Below are 17,215 nucleotides of genomic sequence, written 5' to 3'. Positions count from 1 at the left end.
CTTTACGTAGAGCCGCCGAAGCAATCCACCGCCTCGCTGATCGCGTCATAGACGAGATCGAGTTCGGCCGCCTCGACGCAGTATGGCGGAAACACATAGATCGTCGGCCCGAGCGGACGCATCAGAAGTCCGCGCGCGTTGAAGAAGCGCATCAGATCGAGCGCGATCGTCGCCAGATAGCCGCCCTGCACGATATTGAGATCGAGCGCCGCGATGATTCCGAGCTGGCGGACGTTGGAGAAGCGCGCATCGGACGCAAAGCGCGCAAGCCGCGTCGCCTGCATGTCGCACAGCGCCGCGACGCGGGCGGCGGGTTCGCCCGTCGCCCAGACGTCGAGATTGGCGAGCGCCGCGGCGCAGGCGATCGGATTGGCGGTGTAGGAGCTCGAATGAAAAAAGGCGCGCGCGCGCTCCGGCGATAGATGCGCCTCGAAAATTTCGCGCTTGCACATGGTGACGGCGAGCGGCAGCGCGCCGCCGGTGAGGCCCTTGGCGTAGCAGGCGATGTCCGGAACGACGCCCGCCTGCTCGGAGGCGAAGAGCGTTCCCGTGCGGCCGAAGCCGGTCATCACCTCATCGGCGATGAACAGCACGCTGTGTTGCGCGCAGATGCGCTGCATCTCCGCAAGCGTATCGGCGCCGTAGAAGAGCATGCCGCCCGCGCCAAGAATGAGCGGCTCGACCAGCAGGGCGGCGGGTCGGTCGCGGCAGGCGCGCTCCAGCGCGTCGAGCGTCTCCTGCTCGCGCCCGCGCGAGGGGAAGGGAATGCGCGAGACCTCATAGAGCAGCGGCTCGTAAGGCGCATTGAAGGGCGATCGCGCGCCGACGGACATCGTGCCGATCGTATCGCCGTGATAGCCGTGTTCGAGCGCGACGATGCGCGTGCGCGCTTCGCCGCGATTGCGCCAGAAGCCGAGCGCCATCTTGATCGCCACTTCGACGCAGGTGGAGCCGCTGTCGGAATAGAACACGTAGTCGAGTCCCGGCGGCGTCAGCGCCACAAGGCGCCGCGCCAGCGCTTCCGCAGGCTCATGGGTGAAGCCGGCGAAGATGATCTGATCGAGCCGCTCGGTTTCTTCGCGGATCGCCTGCATGATGGCTGGGTGGCGGTGGCCGTGCGTAATGACCCACCAGGACGAAATGGCGTCGAGAAAGCGCGTGCCGTCTTCGGCTTCGAGCCAGGCGCCTTCGGCGCGCGCGATCTTGAAGGCGCCGGGCTGCAGCGCATGCTGCGTGAACGGCCGCCAGACCGGAGAGTCAGTGACGATGCTCATGCGCAGCTCCCGAAAGCGTCGCGCGCGATCGCGGCGCTAAACGCCGCGCCGAGCGTCTTTTTATTCAGAGGATCGAGCTTCGGCAGACGGCCGAGAATGCGCGCGCCGCCGATCGTCTCGATCGAATGTTGCGCATCGGCGTCGGCGTCGCCGACGAAAATGATTCCGGCGATCGAGATTCCGCGTCTGCGCAAGGCTTCGAGCGTGAGCAGGCTGTGATTGATCGTGCCAAGGCGCGTGCGCGCGACGAGTATGACCGGCAAGCGCCAGCGTTCGAGCACGTCGATGGTCAGCGCGCGGTCGCTGAGCGGCGTCAGCACCCCGCCGGCCGTCTCTATGATCAGAGGACCGTCGCATGGCGGCGGGTTTAGCGCGGCGGCGTCGATTTCGACGCCCTCGTCGCGCGCGGCAAGATGCGGCGAGGCCGGTCGACGCAGCCGCCAGGCTTCTGGGAAAATATGCGCGGCCGGCGCGCCCGAAAGCCGCGCGACGATCTGCGAGTCCGTCTCGCCATCGAGGCCCGACTGCACCGGCTTCCAGTAACAGGCGTTGAGTGCGCCGACGAGCGCGGCGGAGACGACAGTCTTGCCGACGTCCGTATCGGTTCCCACGATCACGAAGCGGCGGTTCATGGTTCGAGCCTCGCGAGTTCTGCGCCAAGATGCGCGACCATGCGCGCGACGTCATCTTTGCTCGTATTGAGCGTCAGCGCGATGCGCAAGCGAGCGGAGCCGTCCGGCACGGTCGGCGGACGAATGGCGCGAATGTCATAGCCATGCGCCTGCATGCGCGACGCCAACGTCGTTGCGCGGATATCGTCCCCGACGACGATCGGTTGAATCTGGGAGCCTGAGGGTTCGATCGCGCAGAGGCGCCGCAGCTCGGCGCCGGCGAAATCGATGCGCGACATCAGCTCGGCGCGCCGATCGTCGGCCGCTTCGATGATCTTGAGCGCCGCGCGCACGCAAGCGGCCATAACAGGCGAAGGCGCAGTCGCGAAAATGAACGGGCGACAGCGGTTGACCATGAAGTCCCGCAAAATGCGCGGCAGACAAAGGAGACCGCCCGCGACTCCCAGCGCCTTGCCACACGTATGCAGCGTGACGACGTTCTCCGCGCCTTCAAAACGCGCGGCGAGTCCACGCCCGCCCGGTCCATAAACCCCCGTCGCATGCGCCTCGTCGATCAGGAGAAAGGCGTCGTTCTTCACGGCGAGCGCATAGAGATCATCGAGCGGCGCCTTGTCGCCGTCCATGCTGTAAAGGCTTTCCACGACGATCCAAATCTGCCCGGTTCCGCCCTTTCCGCGCCAGGCGCGGATCGCGTCCTCGGCGGCGTCGACGTCATTATGAGGGAATTTCGCATTCGGCGCGCGCGACAGTCGCATGCCCTCATGGGCGCTGGCGTGCGCGAGCGCGTCATAGAGAATGAGATCGTCACGCTGCGGCGCCGTGGAGAGCAGCGCTTCATTGGCGGTAAAGCCGCCACTGAAATACAGCGCGCTTTCCGCGCCAAAAAAACGCGCCGCTTCCTCTTCCAGCGCTTCATGCTCCAAATGATTGCCGCGCAACAGCCGCGAACCGCCAGCGCCAACGGGAACGCCGCGCGCGAGCGCCGCCGTCACGGCCGCGGCGAGTTCCGGCGACTCGGCGAAAGCCAGATAGTCATTCGACGCGAAATCCAGTCCGGCGCGCGAAGCGAGCGCGCGCAGCCTGCCGCGCGCGGCGAGGCTCGCAAGATCTTGCGCGTAGCGCTCAAGCATGGAGGATCGATGCTCGATCAGGAGAAACGCTCCCAGGCGGCCTGACGGGAAACGCCCAGGACCTTGCCGATCGCGGTCCAGCTCACCTCGCGTTTGCGAAGCGCCGCGACTTGCGCGTGGATGAGTGAATGCAGCGCCGCCACGCTGGCCTCGCTCGCCTTGATCGAGATCAACAGCTGCTCGTCGGTGAGGTCGTCCCAGCTCTTGAACGGCGAAGGCGCGGCGTCAAGAATCGTGTTGCAGACTCCGACGCAATCTTCGCAAATATAGCCCCCGGCGGCGCCGCCGATGAGCCGCGCGACCTGCGTCTCGGACTTCTTGCAGAATGAGCAACGCAGTTTACGTTTAGGCAAAGCCAGCATGCAGCTCTCGCATGTCCAGGGCGATCGGATGTCAAGCCGATCTTGACAGCCCGCAGGACCGCCGTCAAGCTGCCCTTGACAAGGGCGCACTTGAAACGAGCGCCCGCAACCGCGATCTAAAGAGAAGCGTTTTCCACCGATAGGAGCCGCGATGAATGCGCAGATCGGCGCAAACGCGCCCCCCTCCCGTATGCCATGGCCGCCGATCCTGATGGCGATGACCTTGGCGGCCGGGCTGACGCTCGACGCCGCGACAGGCGCTTCGCTCCTCGATCGCGCCTCCTCCTCTATCACCCAGGTCGCCGGCGCAGCGATCGTCGTCCTCGCGCTGGCCAATGACGTCTGGTGCTTTCGCATCCTCTCGCGCCATCAAACAACGATCATGCCGCATCGCGCCGCGTCCTTTCTCGTCACCGAGGGGCCGTTCCGCTTTTCGCGCAATCCGATCTATATCTCGCATGTCGCCTTGATCTTTGGACTTGGTCTCTTCCTCGGCTCGCCCTTCACGCTGTTATTAACGCCAGTTCTCGCTTTTGGGCTGACGAAGCTGGCGATCGAGCCCGAAGAGCGGCATCTTCTTGGCAAATTTGGCGACGACTATCGGTCCTATATGGCGCGCACGCGGCGGTGGCTTTAAGCTGCTGCGCGTGGGCGTTGTGAACGAGGCGGCAAGTATGAACGCTCAAACTCCGTTACCGGGCGGCGAACGCCTAGACTTCATCGTCCGAGGCATGACCTGCGCCTCCTGCGTGTCGCATGTCGAGAAGGCGCTTGCGCATACGCCGGGCGTTAACGCCGCCAGCGTCAATCTCGCCACTGAACGGGCGGAAGTTTCGCTGGCGCCGGACGCAAATCTGACGCAACTGGTAAAGTCGGTCTCGGATGCGGGCTACGAAGCCGTCGTCGAGACGATTGAGATCGGCGTCGGCGGCATGACCTGCGCCTCCTGCGTCTCGCATGTCGAAAAAGCGCTCAGCGCCGTTCCAGGCGTGATGGAAGCGAAAGTCAATCTCGCGACCGAACGCGCGACCGTGCGCGCGCTCGCCGGGCCCGGCCTGACAGACCACCTGCGCCGCGCGATTTCACAGGCCGGCTATGAGCCTCGCGCGATCGAAACCGATTCCGGCGGCGCCGATCGCGAGAGGCTGCGGCGTGAGGAGGAGATGCGCGCGCTGCGCTTCCGCCTCATCGTCGCCGCGACTCTGACGGCGCCGGTCTTCGTGGTCGAAATGGGCGGGCATCTGATCCCCGCCGTCCATCACTGGACGATGGGCGTGATCGGTGAGGCGAGGATCCGCGAGATTTCCTTCCTGCTCGCCAGCGTCGTGCTGTTTGGACCGGGCCTGGTTTTCTTCCTCAAGGGGATTCCGTCGCTGTTGCGGCGCCAGCCCGACATGAACGCCCTCGTCGCCACGGGCACGCTCAGCGCCTATCTCTATTCCGTCGTCGCGACCTTTGCGCCCCAGGTGCTGCCGGCCGGCTCGGTGCATGTCTATTACGAGGCCGCGGTCGTCATCGTCACGCTGATCCTGTTTGGCCGCTATCTCGAGGCGCGCGCCAAAGGCCGCACGTCGGAGGCGATCCGCGCGCTGGCGCGGCTGCAGCCGAAAACCGCCCGCGTCGAGCGCGACGGCGCGACCGTCGACGTCGATATCGACGACGTGCGCGTCGGCGACATCGTGCTGGTGCGGCCGGGCGAACGCATTCCGACGGACGGCGTGGTCACGCAGGGCTCGTCGCATGTCGATGAGTCGATGGTCACAGGCGAGCCGACGCCGGTGGCAAAGAGGACGGGCGCCGCCGTCACCGGCGCGACCGTAAACGGCTCCGGCGCGTTCTCGTTTCGCGCCACCCGCATCGGCGCCGATACGACGCTCGCCGGCATCATCCGCATGGTCGAGCAGGCGCAGGGGGCCAAGCTGCCGATTCAGGCGATGGTCGACCGCGTCACCGCCGTCTTCGTTCCCGCTGTTTTCGCCGTCGCGGCGCTGACCTTCGTCGTCTGGATGCTGATCGGCCCGGAGCCGCGACTGACCTACGCGCTGGTCAATGCGGTCGCCGTGCTCATCATCGCCTGCCCCTGCGCCATGGGGCTGGCGACGCCGGCGGCGATCATGACCGGCACCGGCCGGGCGGCGGAGCTCGGCGTGCTGTTTCGCAAGGGCGAAGCCCTGCAGACGCTGCGCGACGTGACCCTCATCGCCTTCGACAAGACCGGCACGCTGACGTATGGCAAGCCGCGCCTGACCGATCTCGTCGCGACGCCCGGCAAGAACGAGAACGAGCTTTTGCGGCTTGCCGCGAGCGTCGAAGCGCAGTCCGAACATCCCGTGGGCGCGGCGCTGGTCGTCGCCGCCAAGGCCGCGGATCTGGCGCTTTCCCCCTGCGCCGACTTCAAATCGATCGCCGGCATGGGCGTCACGGGGATCGTCGACCGCAAGACCGTCGCCATTGGCGCCGAGCGCTTCATGGCGTCCCTCGGCCTCGACGCTTCGCCCTTCGCGCAGGACGCCCAGAGGCTCGCCGAGGAAGGCAAGACGCCGCTTTACGTCGCGGTCGACGGGAAGCTTGGCGCCATACTCTCCGTCGCCGACGATCTGAAGCCGACGAGCCGCGCTGCGATTGATGCGATCCATTTGCTCGGCGTTAAGACCGCGATGATCACGGGCGACGACGCGCGCACGGCGAAGGCTATCGCCGCGAGACTCGGAATTGACGAGGTCGTCGCCGGCGTACTTCCTGACGGGAAAGTCGCGGCGCTCGAGCGGCTGCGCGAGACCAACAGCATCGCCTTCGTTGGCGACGGGGTGAACGACGCGCCTGCGCTCGCTGCCGCCGACGCCGGGATCGCCATCGGCACGGGAACCGACATCGCGATCGAAGCCGCCGACGTGGTGCTGATGTCGGGCGATCTCGCCAAGGTGCCCGCGGCGCTCGCGATCTCGCGCGCGACGATGCGCAACATCCAGCAGAATCTGTTCTGGGCGTTCGGCTATAACGTCGTGCTCATACCGGTCGCGGCGGGCGCGCTCTATCCCGTCAACGGCATGCTGCTCTCGCCGATGTTTGGCGCGGCGGCCATGGCGCTGTCGAGCGTTTTCGTGCTGACCAATGCGTTGCGACTGCGTCGCTTCAAGGCTCCGGTCATCGCAAGCGCCGATTCCGGCGCGGAAGCGGCGCCTGTCGAAACGGAAGCGGCGGAAAAAGACAACAAGGAGGAAGCAATGACAACATTCAATGTGCAAGACATGACCTGCAATATGTGCGTGAAACATGTCACCAAGGCAGTGCAAGCCGTGGAGCCGAACGCCGACGTCAAGGTCGATCTCGCCACGGGCAAGGTCGATGTCACGCCCGCGCCCAAGGACGCCCAGGCGCTCGCCAAGGCGATCAGCGAAGCGGGCTATCCGGCGCAGGTCGCCGCGTGAGGCGGCGCGCGCTTTCCATGACGAATGACTGCGGGAGCGCGCGATGACGCCGACAACGACGCGCTCGCTCGCCGGCAAGACGCTCTTCGTCACCGGCGCGAGCCGAGGAATCGGCCTCGCGATCGCCATGCGCGCCGCGCGCGACGGCGCGAATGTCGTGGTCGTGGCGAAGAGCGTGACCGAAAACCCGAGAATTCCCGGCACGATCTACACCGCCGCAGCCGAGATCGAAGCGGCGGGCGGACAAGCGCTCGCCATTCCTTGTGACATTCGCTTCGAGGATCAGGTGGAAGCGGCGGTCGGTCAGGCCGTCTCATGCTTTGGCGGGATCGACATCCTGGTCAACAACGCCAGCGCCATAGATCTGCGCGGGATCGACACGCTCGAGATGAAGCGCTTCGATCTGATGCATCAGATCAATGCGCGTGGGACATATCTTTGCTGCAAGGCGGCGCTGCCGCATCTGCGCAAATCCGCCAATCCGCACATCCTGACGCTGTCGCCGCCGCTGGATCTGAACCCGAAGTGGTTTTCCCCCAACCTCGCCTACACAATGTCGAAATATGGGATGAGCCTCGTGACGCTCGGCCTCGCAAAGGATCTCGCGGCCGATGGCGTCGCCGTGAATTCGCTGTGGCCGGAGACGGCGATCGCGACGGCGGCCGTCGGCAATCTCTTGGGCGGCGACGAACTGCTCCGCCGTTCCCGAAAGCCCGAGATCGTCGCGGACGCCGCGCATGCCATTCTGGTTCGTCCCGCAAAGAGTTGCAGCGGCAATTTCTTCATCGACGTCAGCGTTCTGGCGGAAGAAGGCATGACCGACTTCTCGACCTACGCCGTCGAACCCCGGGTTGACGCCGTGCTCGACTTTTTTCTCGACGCGCCGATCACCGCAAAGGTGACGAAGTCGGCGTTTCACCTGGGGAAATAGCCTTACGCCAGCGCGGCTGCGCCCACGGCGATCGTATAGGCGCCGACGGCGGCGACGATCGCGCCTGAAACATAGGGCGCCCGGGCCGCCAACGCTTCCAATCCTGGCCAGCGCGACGCGGCGTGACGCATGCCGAGCGCCGCCGCCACCCCGACAAGCACGAGCGTCAGCGCGAGACCGACGCTGAAGCAGAGCACGAGCAGCGCGCCGAGTCCGATGCGCCCGACCTGCAGGCAAAGCAGCAGCACGGTGATCGATGCGGGACAGGGGATGAGTCCGCCCGTCAGGCCGAAGAGAATGATCTGTCCCGTCGTCACGCGGCGACTGGCGAAGCGACGCTCGATATCCAACGCATGTTCGCGCTCATGCGCGTCAGCATAGACGGTGGGATCAACGTCCAGGAGTTCGCTCTCGAATTCCTCTTCCTGATGGCTATGCGGAACGCCGCCGTCATGGACGTGAACATGCTCGTGCACATGCCCGTGAACATGCGCGCCGTCGTGCGGGTGGCCATGCGCGGCGCTGGCGCCGGCCGGAAGCAGCCCGCTTTCGCGCGCAGACGCCGTCACGGCGCCTTTGGCGGCGATATCGCGCCAGCTTCGCCACATCATCCAAAGAGCGACGGCGATGATCAACACGCCGGAGACAATCTGCAGATAAGGTTCGTTCGCTTCGACGTTCAGTTGCGCGCCTAGATAAAGCCCGGTCAGCGCCACGGCCCAGACGATCGCCGTATGGGAAATGGTCGCCGCGAGGCCGAGCAGCACCGCTTGCGCCACCGTGCCACGAACCGCGACGATGAAGGCAGCCATCATCGTCTTCGAGTGACCCGGTTCGAGCCCGTGCAACGCGCCCAACGCCACAGCGCTCGGCGCAAAAATCCAGGCGTTCGCCGCGCCGGCGCGGAAGACTTCGGAGAGGTCGGACATCGTGTTCGCCGTGGGCTCCTCAGCGCAATGCCGAGGCGATGGAAGGGGCGCCGCCTCTGAGCGACGCTCGAATGCGCCGCCGGCTAGAGGCAGCCTCAACCCCCGTATTTTATAGTGAGCGTCGCTTGATGAAACAAGCGCCAGTAGAAACAGAGCAATAGAAGCAGCGAGCGCCAACGGCGCGAAGGCGGTCGTTTCGTTTCATTTAGCCGCGAAGGCGCCAACTCTGTGCGCAGCCGTTTGCTACGCATGGCGCTTTGCTGCGCGACCGCCGCGCATCCGGCGAACCGTAAGGCTTGGCGGCGCCGCCACAAAAGAAAACCCCCGGCTTTATGGGCCGGGGGCTTTTTATTTCAATTCGTCAGTATCGCTTAGGGCATATCGCCCGCGACGAACTTCGGAATGACCGGACCGCCGATTTCGGCCGCGAAGCGGCGACCCGTCGGCGAGAAGAACATCAAGAGGCCGCCGATCTGGCTGTCGGTGTCGTAAGCCAGGTCAGACAGACGCTCGATGTCCCAACGCGCGTCCTGCACCTTCACGGCGATTTCCTTCGTCTCGCCCGGCGCGATCGGCGTCGGGTCCGTCGACAGACCGCGGTCGGCCAACAGATAGTCCGGGAAGTCGGGCTTCGTCGTGAACACGTCAGGGTTCAGGAAGCGCAGGCCAGCCGCCGTATATTCGCCAAGGCGAAGCGGCTCGGAGGTCGTGTTCGTGACCTTGACGTTGATCGTCAGCTCACGGCCAGGAACCTTGTAGACGCCGCCGTTCAGATCGGCCGTCACGCGCTCCTTGCCGACGCCCGCCGTGCCGTCCGTAACGAGCGGCGTCAGAGGCTTCTGCAAGCCCGCCTGAAGCGGGATCGTGCGCGGGAAGGTCGAGTTCGTCACAGCGTAGCCGACGATCGTCGCCAGAATGGTCAACGCCAGGACAATCGCGCCAATCCGCTTGTCGTCGTCAGTCACCTGCTCATCAACCTTGCCGGTGGCGACACGGAGATAAGAAGCGATGACGCCCTTACGGACGAACCAGAACAGGATCCACGCCGCGCCAACCGCAAGCCACGGCAGATGCCACGCGTAAACGCGGCTGATGCCGTAGGTCTCGAGGTCGACCGTCGAGCCATCAAGCAACGTCACCGGATCGGTGAAGTCCTTCATGTCGCCCTTGATCTCGATCCACTGGCCGGGGCCGATGATCGGACCGCCGCCCTCGACGTTGACCTGCGCATGAACGTGCCAACGGCCCGCGCGACGACCGCGAAGGTTGATGGAGAAGGCGTAGTCGTTGCCAGGAACAAGCGACACCGAACGCGGCGCAAACTGATCGCCGATGAACTGCGCCGTACGAACCAGAACCGGACCGGGCTCGCCGGCGTTCAGGAACGACACGCGCGGATTGGCGACCGCCTGCGGCCAGGCGGAGAACACATGGATCTTGCCCGACAGCACCATCTCTTCATTGACGTTCACCGTCGTCTTCGACCACTGAACGTCATACCAGTTCAACGTGCGCATCCGAAGAAACGCCTGCTGAGACTTTTCGCCGTGCGCCGACGCAGGAGCAACAGCTCCCAGGGTCGCCGCCACAGCCGCCGCCGCGCCAATCGCGGCGAGCTTGACGAACTTTTTCATCGATAAACCTCCCAGGTTCCTCTTCCCGGCCGCCGCCTCGCGCGCCAACCGGTCTTGTCTCTCGCAGCGGACCTTCGCTCTTAAAAAAGCTTCCAGTCCGCCGCTCTTCTTTCTTGCAGGCCGCCGCGGCGCCCGTTCAGCGCCGCAGCACGCGACGTGGCTTAGATCGTGTCGATGATCTTGGTCGTCGAATACCAACGACCCATGAACCACCACAGGAAGTACACCATCATCGAGACGAAGCCCGAGAAGAACGCCGCAACCGGCACAACGTCCTTACCGAAGGTGCGCAGCGTGCCGCGCTCGACCATGCGGATATATTCCGGCATCGAGGTGCGGACGAAGTGGAAGCCGATCAGATCCGCAAGCGTCATCAGCTGACCATGCTGCTCCGTCGCCTGGTGGAACGCCGCAATCGCCGGCCAGTTGTTCGGGTAGAACAACAGACCCCAGCCGAGCGAACCAACAATCGCCGTGATCACATAGGAGCCCGACAGAAGCAGGATCACGTCAAGCCAGATCGCCGGAACGATCAGAGCAGACGGGAACACAAGGCTGATCGGGAAGTAGGTCCAGCCCCAGAAGTTGACGTAGCGGTTGATCCACTCGCCAATCAGCAGGCCAAGAGCCGCGAACACCGCGCCGAACGGCAGACGGAAGTTCACCCACCAGAACGCCTGCGCCGCGGCGCAGAAGGTCACGCCGAGAATCGGCACGACCGTCGGCCACATACGACGATCCTTCCAGTCAACCCAGAAGTCCCAGTCGCCCGCCGTCAACATGAAGTGGACGTGGTAGCCGCCAAGAACGGCGAAGAACAGAAGAACAAGAAGCATCCAGTCGACCGTCTGAACGCAACCCGCCGCCTCGGCGACGGAGTTGAACGGACCGACCGCCCCCCCGCTTTTCGATTGTGACATCACTCTTCTCCTTGGTGTTTCTCGAACCCGTAAAGCCCGAGTTCTTTCCTTATGGCCTCCGGCAGGCCTTCCCGCCGCCGGCGCCCGGACGGCGGAGATCCCGCCGGCCGCATCGCTTAAAAGCCCTTCGCGCCCGATCGCCCCCAGAGCCCGAAGACCCCTTCTCGACCGCAACAAGCCACCCCATTCGCCAAAGCGACAGGCAAAAGCTCTCTGGTTTTCGCGAAAAGCCCGGAGCCCGTCGCCGCCCGCCTTAGAGCGGGCGGCGAAGTCTCGGATTACTCGGTCAGGAGGGCGACGCCTTCCTTGCCGATCAGGCGCTGAATGTTCATCAGCAGCTGAAGCACGACGCCGAACACGCCGAGCGCCATCCAGCCGAAGAACACGAAGCCCCAATGCAGCGGCGCAACGAACAGTTCTTCCATGAACCAGAACGTGTGGCCCCACTCATTCAGGCCGACGTTCGGGATGATCATGAACGGGCCAATCGCCACGATCAGATAGGCGACCGAATAGCCCTTGGAGAAATACGGAAGACGCGTCTTCGCATAGAAGAAGCCGCCGACCGCGATCACCGAGTAAATCGGGTAGCTCATGTAGAACTCGATGATGTGCGACGGCGTGAAGTCCGTGTCGCGAATCACCGTCATGTGCCAGGTGCCGTCCTGCTCGGTGAAGAACGACGCGCCCCAGTAGATGGCCGCGGCGTAAACAACCAGCCATTGCACTTCGACAACCAGGCGGCGCATCTCTTCGCGCGGCGCCAGGTTCGAGAAGTCGCGCGTGCGCGTCTTCCAAAGAAAGCCCGCAAGGCCAATGCCGGAGATCAGCTCAAGCGGAATCTCGGTCCAAAGGATCGACATCCAATATGTCTGAAACTCCGGAGCGAACGAATCAAGGCCGGCGCGCCAGCCAAAAACCTGCTCGTAAATCCGGACGACCAGATAGAACCCGTTCAGAACGGCCAAGCCGATCCACATGCCCTTCAGGTCTACTACAGCTTCCGTGCCAGCAGCAGCGCGGGCTGCTGTGTCAGTCGTTGAGCTCATACCCTTCTCCTCCAATGTGCTCCCAGGGAATTGCGCGTGACCGGTATCGCTCCGCCTCCCACAACGGAGCCGCTTCGTCCTCGTTTCGTAAAGCAAAGCGAAAGCGCGTCTTCTTCTAAAAACACGCAAAACCGCCCTTGTCTGCCGCAGCCTTCCCGAAAACCCCGGAACCCCCCGCCCAAAGGCGAGCAATCCCCAAAATCCCCAGAACCCGGCTGCTTGTTGTTATCGGACGAAAACCGACGTCGCCGCCTAAGCCAAAATCCTAAATCCGCCCCTTGAAAGAGCAGACCGTAGACCCAGCTCAGCGTGCCGCAACATTCCAATAACCCCCGATAATCACAATACCCGTTAGTATAGAGTAAAACAATCTATCGAATAGCCAATACAACCCTAGTGGATGGTTAAAAACCTACCCTAGCGAGGCTCCAAGCGCAACCATGGCGCGGCGCACAATTCTTCATAAATCATTGTAATATATAATTATTTGCGATTACATCGTTTGCTCTCGACGCCAGAGCAACAGCGAATGCTGCGCCGCGAAGATAGGCAACCATCCGGGGTGGGCCGCTATTCGTCCGACCACGGACGCACGCCGCTCGCGTCAGCGCCGTCCAGCGCCGCGCGCATGGTAACGCCGTCCAGTTCAAGTTCAGGGGCAATTTCGGCAAGCGGCGCGAGAACGAAGCCGCGGCGAAAAAGCTCCTTATGCGGCAAGGTCAGCTCCGGATCGTCGATCGCGTGGTCGCCGAGGAACAGAATATCGACGTCGATCAGTCGCGGCCCCCAGCGCCGTGTCGGCGCGCGGCCCATGTCCGCCTCGATCTTCTTGACCGCGGCGAGCAGTTCATAGGGCGCGAGCGCGGTGTCGCCGATGGCGCAGGCGTTGGCGAAATCCCCCTGGTCGAGATCGCCCCAGGGCGGCGTGCGGTAAAGTCGTGAGATCCGATCGAGCCGCGCCAATCCGCGCGCTTCGATCAACCGCAGCGCCTCACGAATATTGGCCGGCTTGTCGCCGAGATTGCTGCCAAGCCCAAATCCAACCCGCATCGTCTCAACCTCCCGGGCGCGCAGCGAGAATGCGCATCACGTCGAACGCCGCGCGATGCTCCGCAGCGTCATGCACGCGAAACACCTGCGCGCCGTCGCGCGCGGCGAGAAGATTGGCCGCCAGCGTGCCGACGAGCCGTCCCTCGAGAACGCCGTCGCCCAGGCCCTTGAAAATGGATTTTCGGGAGACGCCGATGAGCAGCGGAAAGCCGAGCGCCAACAGCTCCGGCGTCGCGCGCAACGCGTCATAGTTCTGCTCGCGGCTCTTGCCGAAGCCGATCCCCGGATCGAGCAGAATATGCCGCTCCGGCACGCCGGCGCGCCGGGCGATCTCGAGCGAGCGGGCGAAGAACCGCTTCATGTCGGCGACGATGTCGATCTGTGGCTCCGTCGTCTCCCGATTATGCATGATCACGACGGCGGCGCCGGCTTGGGCGATCGTTGGCGCCATCAAAGGATCGCGCTGCAGGCCCCAGATATCATTCACGAGACAGACGCCGAGCGCGAGCGCCCGCCGCGCCGTCTCGGCTTTGTAGGTGTCGATCGACACCGGCGCGCCCGCCTGCGCCACCAGCGCGGCGAGCAGCGGCTCAAGCCGCGCCCACTCCTCCTCCGCGGTGAGCGGCGTGTGGCCAGGACGCGTCGACTCGGCGCCGACGTCGACGATGTCGGCGCCATTGCTGACGAGCGCCTGCGCCTGCGCCAGCGCGGCGTCACGCGTCGCGAACAGCCCCCCGTCCGAGAAGGAATCGGGCGTGACGTTGACGATCCCCATGATGATGGGGCGCGTTCCGATCAGCGAAAGGAAGCGATCGCGCGCCGTCGCGATCGCCTGAACGTCGAAAGCCAAGCGCGCGTTCCGTCAGTCGTCGTATTTCACATAGGCGAAGCGCTGGTCGCTCTCGGGCGTGCCTTCGAGCGCGCCGCCGGCCTTGCCGGGGCGCCAGGAGACGACCTCCTCGATTTTCTTGGCGAGTTCGAAATCCTTGTCGGTGATTCCCTTCGCCGTATGGGTCTGAAGCTTCACTTCGACCCAGGCGTAGGACGCGGCGATGTCGGGGTGGTGCCAGGCGGCTTCGGCAAGATGGCCGACCGTATTGACGACCATCAGCGTGCCCTTCCAGCCATGCGTCTTGAACTTGCGCCGGATCCAGCCGTTTTCGTAGCGCCAATGCGGCAGTTCGCTCTTCAGCCGCGCGGCGATCTCGTCCTCGGAATACGCGCGCTCTTCCTTCGCCATCTCAGGCTCCCCTCTTGCGCTTTGCGCCGCAACATTCTTTCGCTGAGACGCGTTATAGCCTAAACCGACCCAAAGTCTTCAGTTGCACCAAAGAGGCGGCATGCCGGCAAAGGTAAGCGTCGCGGCCAGCGCCCGGCTGCATCTGGGTTTTCTCGACATGAACGGCGGGCTTGGACGCAAGTTCGGCGGCGTCGGCCTTGCGCTCGACGCGCCGGCGACCCGGCTGACCCTGACCCGCGCCGACAAAAATCGCGTCGAGGGCCCCGAAGGCGGGCGCGCCGCCGCGCTGCTGGCGCGCGCGCAGGAGGCGCTTGGCCTGACGCAGCGCCACAGGCTGACGCTGGAAGAAGCGATTCCCGCCCATGCGGGCCTGGGCTCCGGCACCCAGCTGGCGCTCGCGGTCAGCGCGGCGCTGCGCCGTCTCGAGGACCTGCCGAATGACCCGGCCGCCGACGCGGCGCTGATGGCGCGCGGCGCGCGCTCCGGGCTCGGCGCCGGCCTCTTCCAGCTCGGCGGCGTCGTAGTTGACGGCGGACGCGGCCCGCAGACGACGACGCCGCCGGTCGTCGCGCGCGCCGAATTTCCGGATGCGTGGCGCGTGCTGCTGGTCTGCGATCCGGGCGATGTCGGCCTGCATGGCGCGGATGAGCGCGACGCCTTCGCCGAACTGCCGCCATTCGGCGCCGAAACAAGCGGCGAAGTCTGCCGGCTGGTGCTGATGCAGATCCTGCCGGCGCTCGCCGAACGTGAGCTTGCCCCGTTCGGCGCCGCGGTGACCCGCATCCAGGAGATCGTCGGCGATCATTTCGCTCCGGCGCAGGGCGGGCGCCGCTTCACCAGCGGCAAGGTCGAGGCGATCGTCGCGCGGCTGCTCGCCGACGGCGCGACCGGCGGCGGCCAGACGTCCTGGGGCCCGACCGGCTTCGCCTTCGTCGAGAGCGACGCGGCGGCGCGCCGCCTCCTCGGGCGTCACGGCGCGCAGGCGCGCGAAGACGGGCTCGACATTTCGATCCACCGGGGCCTCAACCGGGGCGCGAAAATCGACGCGGTCTACGCGCAGATCGCGTAGAGCGCTTCCCGACTGCTCAGACCTACTCGCGCCGCATTTTTATGGCCTGCTCGAAAGATGATGTTCGCGCGCCTCGCCCTCGTTCTGACATGCGGCCTTCTGACATTTAGCCTCGCCGCCGGCGCCGCTCTCGCGCAGGAGGCGCCGTCGAGCGGCGGCGCCTTCATCGGGCGGATCTTCGACGCGACCGGGCTGCGCACCCCGCCGCCGCCGGCGCAGGATTTCGTGCGCGACTCGCGGTCCGAGCAGTTGCAATATCGCGCCTTCGACCCGACGGTCGCCAAAGACCCCAAGCGCAAGTCGGCGGCCGATCTGCGCGCCATGGGCGCGGGGCTGGAAGCGGCGGCGGCCGAGAACCGGCGCCGGGCGGGCCGCGTCGCCGCGCCCGACGCGCCGGCGAAGCCCGCCCGCTAAGCGGTCTGCAGCAGCGCTCTACGTGCTCGCGCTCCCCGCCGCCGGAGCGGACTCGGCAAGCTCGATGTATACGCGTCGCCACGGCTGATCGTCGATGAGTCGCCAGCGATGTCCCGTTCCGGTCGTATCGGCGGCGAGCAGAATATCCCCTGGGCGCAATATAAAGGTCTCGCCGTCGCGCGTGGTGAACTCCAGCGTGCCGGTGAGCGTAATGACGAATTGCGCGCATGGCGCAGTGTGCCAGTCGAGCGCGGAGCCCGCCGCGGTCTCCTCGAAGCGCGCCAATTTGGCGTGACGCGCGACGCCGAGCTCAATGTCCGTGTGTTCCACATGCGAGCGGCCGTCAGCCCCCGTGAAGAGACGGATGCAGCCGATTACGCTTCGAGCCATTTCTTCACCAATCGCGCAAGCGCGCCGCGCTCCTGCAATTGCGCCTGCGCGCCGTTCACCGCCGCGCGCAGCGCTTCGTCGCCAAGGCGAACGGCGACGCCGAGCGCTTCCTCGGTGATCCGCTCCTGCACCACCCGGAGCCGGGGCCGGTGTCTGATCATCCAGCGCATGACGGGCGCGAGCTTCATCACGCCGCCGATTTTTCCAGCGGCAAGATCGTCCAGCATCACGCCGATGTCGTGATAGGCGTAGGTCCGCACCTCGGCGATCCGCCCCTCATCCTTGAGACGATGCGCCACCGGCTCGGATGTGTTGCCCTGCTGCACCCCGAGGGTCATCCCGCGCAGATCGTCGATCGAGCCCACATGCGGCGTCGCCTCGATATTGCAGACGAGGCTTTGTCCGGAGCGGATGTAGGGCGCGCAGAACGACGCCAGCCGCTCGCGCTCGGGCGTGATAGTCGCGCCCGATGCGACGCAGTCGCAAGTTCCCTTGGTCAGACCCGCAAAGACGCCGTTGAAATCCGCGCCGTCATAGGGAACAAGCCGCCAGGCGAGACCGAGCTCCGCGGCGATCGCCTGCATCAGCTCGACGTCAAAACCGCGCGCTTGATCGCCGTCCATGAATTCAAACGGCGGATCGGGCAAGGCGGAGCCGACGGAGAGGACGCCGGGTAGGATTGTGCTGACGCCCATGGAATGACCTGCCCGATCGGCTCGTGTCACGCGTAACAAACGCCTCCGCGGCGCACAAGCCGTCGCCG

18 protein-coding genes are annotated in these 17,215 nt (G+C 65.1%); 5 read left to right on the top strand and 13 right to left on the bottom strand.

Annotated features, from left to right (window positions below):
* Positions 1–2: 2 nt before the first annotated feature.
* Genes A3OO_RS0107950 through A3OO_RS0107935 form a run of 4 tightly spaced genes read right to left on the bottom strand, consistent with a single transcriptional unit; the run spans position 3 to position 3,398 of the window.
* On the bottom strand, positions 3–1,274 hold the full coding sequence (locus A3OO_RS0107950) for an adenosylmethionine--8-amino-7-oxononanoate transaminase (protein WP_018407304.1): 1,272 nt from the start codon (positions 1,272–1,274) through the stop codon (positions 3–5).
* On the bottom strand, positions 1,271–1,906 hold the full coding sequence (gene bioD, locus A3OO_RS0107945; protein ID WP_018407303.1) for a dethiobiotin synthase: 636 nt from the start codon (positions 1,904–1,906) through the stop codon (positions 1,271–1,273). Before bioD ends, A3OO_RS0107950 begins: the two co-directional genes overlap by 4 nt.
* A complete protein-coding gene (locus A3OO_RS0107940; RefSeq protein ID WP_018407302.1) occupies positions 1,903–3,036 on the bottom strand; it encodes an 8-amino-7-oxononanoate synthase in 1,134 nt (377 codons plus the stop codon). Before A3OO_RS0107940 ends, bioD begins: the two co-directional genes overlap by 4 nt.
* 17 nt (positions 3,037–3,053) lie before the next feature.
* Positions 3,054–3,398 carry a ClpX C4-type zinc finger protein gene (locus tag A3OO_RS0107935; RefSeq protein WP_018407301.1) on the bottom strand — a complete coding sequence of 115 codons (345 nt, stop codon included), beginning with the start codon at positions 3,396–3,398 and terminating at the stop codon, positions 3,054–3,056.
* A gap of 151 nt (positions 3,399–3,549) precedes the next feature.
* On the opposite strand from A3OO_RS0107935, the gene A3OO_RS0107930 reads away from it, so the two are divergent.
* The 3 genes from A3OO_RS0107930 to A3OO_RS0107920 are packed head-to-tail and all read left to right on the top strand — an operon-like array spanning position 3,550 to position 7,757.
* Positions 3,550–4,035 carry a methyltransferase family protein gene (locus A3OO_RS0107930; protein ID WP_026222793.1) on the top strand — a complete coding sequence of 162 codons (486 nt, stop codon included), beginning with the start codon at positions 3,550–3,552 and terminating at the stop codon, positions 4,033–4,035.
* A gap of 37 nt (positions 4,036–4,072) precedes the next feature.
* Positions 4,073–6,826 carry a heavy metal translocating P-type ATPase gene (locus tag A3OO_RS0107925; protein WP_026222792.1) on the top strand — a complete coding sequence of 918 codons (2,754 nt, stop codon included), beginning with the start codon at positions 4,073–4,075 and terminating at the stop codon, positions 6,824–6,826.
* A 43-nt stretch (positions 6,827–6,869) separates the two neighbouring features.
* Positions 6,870–7,757, top strand: a complete 888-nt coding sequence (locus tag A3OO_RS0107920; RefSeq protein ID WP_018407298.1) for an SDR family oxidoreductase — start codon at positions 6,870–6,872, stop codon at positions 7,755–7,757.
* Positions 7,758–7,759: 2 nt separating this feature from the next.
* Here A3OO_RS0107920 and A3OO_RS0107915 read toward each other — a convergent pair whose 3' ends face one another.
* The 7 genes from A3OO_RS0107915 to A3OO_RS0107885 form a co-directional block, all read right to left on the bottom strand.
* A complete protein-coding gene (locus tag A3OO_RS0107915) occupies positions 7,760–8,686 on the bottom strand; it encodes a nickel/cobalt efflux transporter (RefSeq protein ID WP_018407297.1) in 927 nt (308 codons plus the stop codon).
* Between the two features lie 371 nt (positions 8,687–9,057).
* Positions 9,058–10,320 carry a bacterial ammonia monooxygenase, subunit AmoB gene (amoB, locus tag A3OO_RS0107910; RefSeq protein WP_018408664.1) on the bottom strand — a complete coding sequence of 421 codons (1,263 nt, stop codon included), beginning with the start codon at positions 10,318–10,320 and terminating at the stop codon, positions 9,058–9,060.
* Between the two features lie 161 nt (positions 10,321–10,481).
* Entirely contained in the window at positions 10,482–11,240 is a 759-nt protein-coding gene (gene amoA / locus A3OO_RS0107905; RefSeq protein WP_014892304.1) for a bacterial ammonia monooxygenase, subunit AmoA, read from the bottom strand.
* 278 nt (positions 11,241–11,518) lie between these two features.
* Positions 11,519–12,289, bottom strand: coding sequence for a bacterial ammonia monooxygenase, subunit AmoC (amoC, locus tag A3OO_RS0107900; RefSeq protein WP_026222791.1), 771 nt, complete (start codon positions 12,287–12,289; stop codon positions 11,519–11,521).
* A gap of 570 nt (positions 12,290–12,859) precedes the next feature.
* Positions 12,860–13,339 (bottom strand): 2-amino-4-hydroxy-6-hydroxymethyldihydropteridine diphosphokinase, encoded by a 480-nt coding sequence (gene folK, locus A3OO_RS0107895; protein ID WP_018407294.1) that lies wholly within the window; start codon positions 13,337–13,339, stop codon positions 12,860–12,862.
* Between the two features lie 4 nt (positions 13,340–13,343).
* Positions 13,344–14,189, bottom strand: a complete 846-nt coding sequence (gene folP / locus A3OO_RS0107890; RefSeq protein WP_018407293.1) for a dihydropteroate synthase — start codon at positions 14,187–14,189, stop codon at positions 13,344–13,346.
* Positions 14,190–14,201: 12 nt separating this feature from the next.
* On the bottom strand, positions 14,202–14,579 hold the full coding sequence (locus A3OO_RS0107885; protein WP_018407292.1) for a 4a-hydroxytetrahydrobiopterin dehydratase: 378 nt from the start codon (positions 14,577–14,579) through the stop codon (positions 14,202–14,204).
* A gap of 100 nt (positions 14,580–14,679) precedes the next feature.
* On the opposite strand from A3OO_RS0107885, the gene A3OO_RS0107880 reads away from it, so the two are divergent.
* Positions 14,680–15,648 (top strand): beta-ribofuranosylaminobenzene 5'-phosphate synthase family protein, encoded by a 969-nt coding sequence (locus A3OO_RS0107880; RefSeq protein ID WP_018407291.1) that lies wholly within the window; start codon positions 14,680–14,682, stop codon positions 15,646–15,648.
* Positions 15,649–15,705: 57 nt separating this feature from the next.
* A complete protein-coding gene (locus tag A3OO_RS0107875) occupies positions 15,706–16,062 on the top strand; it encodes a hypothetical protein (RefSeq protein WP_018407290.1) in 357 nt (118 codons plus the stop codon).
* Positions 16,063–16,080: 18 nt separating this feature from the next.
* Here the strand turns inward: A3OO_RS0107875 and A3OO_RS0107870 are convergent, their stop codons facing one another.
* Positions 16,081–16,452 carry a cupin domain-containing protein gene (locus A3OO_RS0107870; protein WP_018407289.1) on the bottom strand — a complete coding sequence of 124 codons (372 nt, stop codon included), beginning with the start codon at positions 16,450–16,452 and terminating at the stop codon, positions 16,081–16,083.
* Positions 16,437–17,147: an ABC transporter substrate-binding protein gene (locus A3OO_RS0107865; protein ID WP_018407288.1), complete on the bottom strand. Its 711-nt coding sequence runs from the start codon at positions 17,145–17,147 to the stop codon at positions 16,437–16,439. Before A3OO_RS0107865 ends, A3OO_RS0107870 begins: the two co-directional genes overlap by 16 nt.
* Positions 17,148–17,215 lie beyond the last annotated feature (68 nt).

The organism is Methylocystis rosea SV97 (genome assembly GCF_000372845.1).
Classification (GTDB): Bacteria; Pseudomonadota; Alphaproteobacteria; order Rhizobiales; family Beijerinckiaceae; genus Methylocystis; species Methylocystis rosea.
This window is presented reverse-complemented; position numbering and strand designations above follow the sequence as displayed.

What these genes read in the sequence shown, in the direction of transcription:
- A3OO_RS0107950 (WP_018407304.1), bottom strand. Translation starts at nt 1,274, where the DNA reads ATGAGCATCGTCACTGACTCTCCGGTCTGGCGGCCGTTCACGCAGCAT.
- A3OO_RS0107875 (WP_018407290.1), top strand. Translation starts at nt 15,706, where the DNA reads ATGATGTTCGCGCGCCTCGCCCTCGTTCTGACATGCGGCCTTCTGACA.
- folK (WP_018407294.1), bottom strand. Translation starts at nt 13,339, where the DNA reads ATGCGGGTTGGATTTGGGCTTGGCAGCAATCTCGGCGACAAGCCGGCC.
- amoA (WP_014892304.1), bottom strand. Translation starts at nt 11,240, where the DNA reads ATGTCACAATCGAAAAGCGGGGGGGCGGTCGGTCCGTTCAACTCCGTC.
- A3OO_RS0107920 (WP_018407298.1), top strand. Translation starts at nt 6,870, where the DNA reads ATGACGCCGACAACGACGCGCTCGCTCGCCGGCAAGACGCTCTTCGTC.
- A3OO_RS0107930 (WP_026222793.1), top strand. Translation starts at nt 3,550, where the DNA reads ATGAATGCGCAGATCGGCGCAAACGCGCCCCCCTCCCGTATGCCATGG.
- A3OO_RS0107925 (WP_026222792.1), top strand. Translation starts at nt 4,073, where the DNA reads ATGAACGCTCAAACTCCGTTACCGGGCGGCGAACGCCTAGACTTCATC.
- amoC (WP_026222791.1), bottom strand. Translation starts at nt 12,289, where the DNA reads ATGAGCTCAACGACTGACACAGCAGCCCGCGCTGCTGCTGGCACGGAA.
- bioD (WP_018407303.1), bottom strand. Translation starts at nt 1,906, where the DNA reads ATGAACCGCCGCTTCGTGATCGTGGGAACCGATACGGACGTCGGCAAG.
- A3OO_RS0107885 (WP_018407292.1), bottom strand. Translation starts at nt 14,579, where the DNA reads ATGGCGAAGGAAGAGCGCGCGTATTCCGAGGACGAGATCGCCGCGCGG.
- A3OO_RS0107915 (WP_018407297.1), bottom strand. Translation starts at nt 8,686, where the DNA reads ATGTCCGACCTCTCCGAAGTCTTCCGCGCCGGCGCGGCGAACGCCTGG.
- A3OO_RS0107935 (WP_018407301.1), bottom strand. Translation starts at nt 3,398, where the DNA reads ATGCTGGCTTTGCCTAAACGTAAACTGCGTTGCTCATTCTGCAAGAAG.
- A3OO_RS0107865 (WP_018407288.1), bottom strand. Translation starts at nt 17,147, where the DNA reads ATGGGCGTCAGCACAATCCTACCCGGCGTCCTCTCCGTCGGCTCCGCC.
- A3OO_RS0107940 (WP_018407302.1), bottom strand. Translation starts at nt 3,036, where the DNA reads ATGCTTGAGCGCTACGCGCAAGATCTTGCGAGCCTCGCCGCGCGCGGC.
- A3OO_RS0107870 (WP_018407289.1), bottom strand. Translation starts at nt 16,452, where the DNA reads ATGGCTCGAAGCGTAATCGGCTGCATCCGTCTCTTCACGGGGGCTGAC.
- A3OO_RS0107880 (WP_018407291.1), top strand. Translation starts at nt 14,680, where the DNA reads ATGCCGGCAAAGGTAAGCGTCGCGGCCAGCGCCCGGCTGCATCTGGGT.
- amoB (WP_018408664.1), bottom strand. Translation starts at nt 10,320, where the DNA reads ATGAAAAAGTTCGTCAAGCTCGCCGCGATTGGCGCGGCGGCGGCTGTG.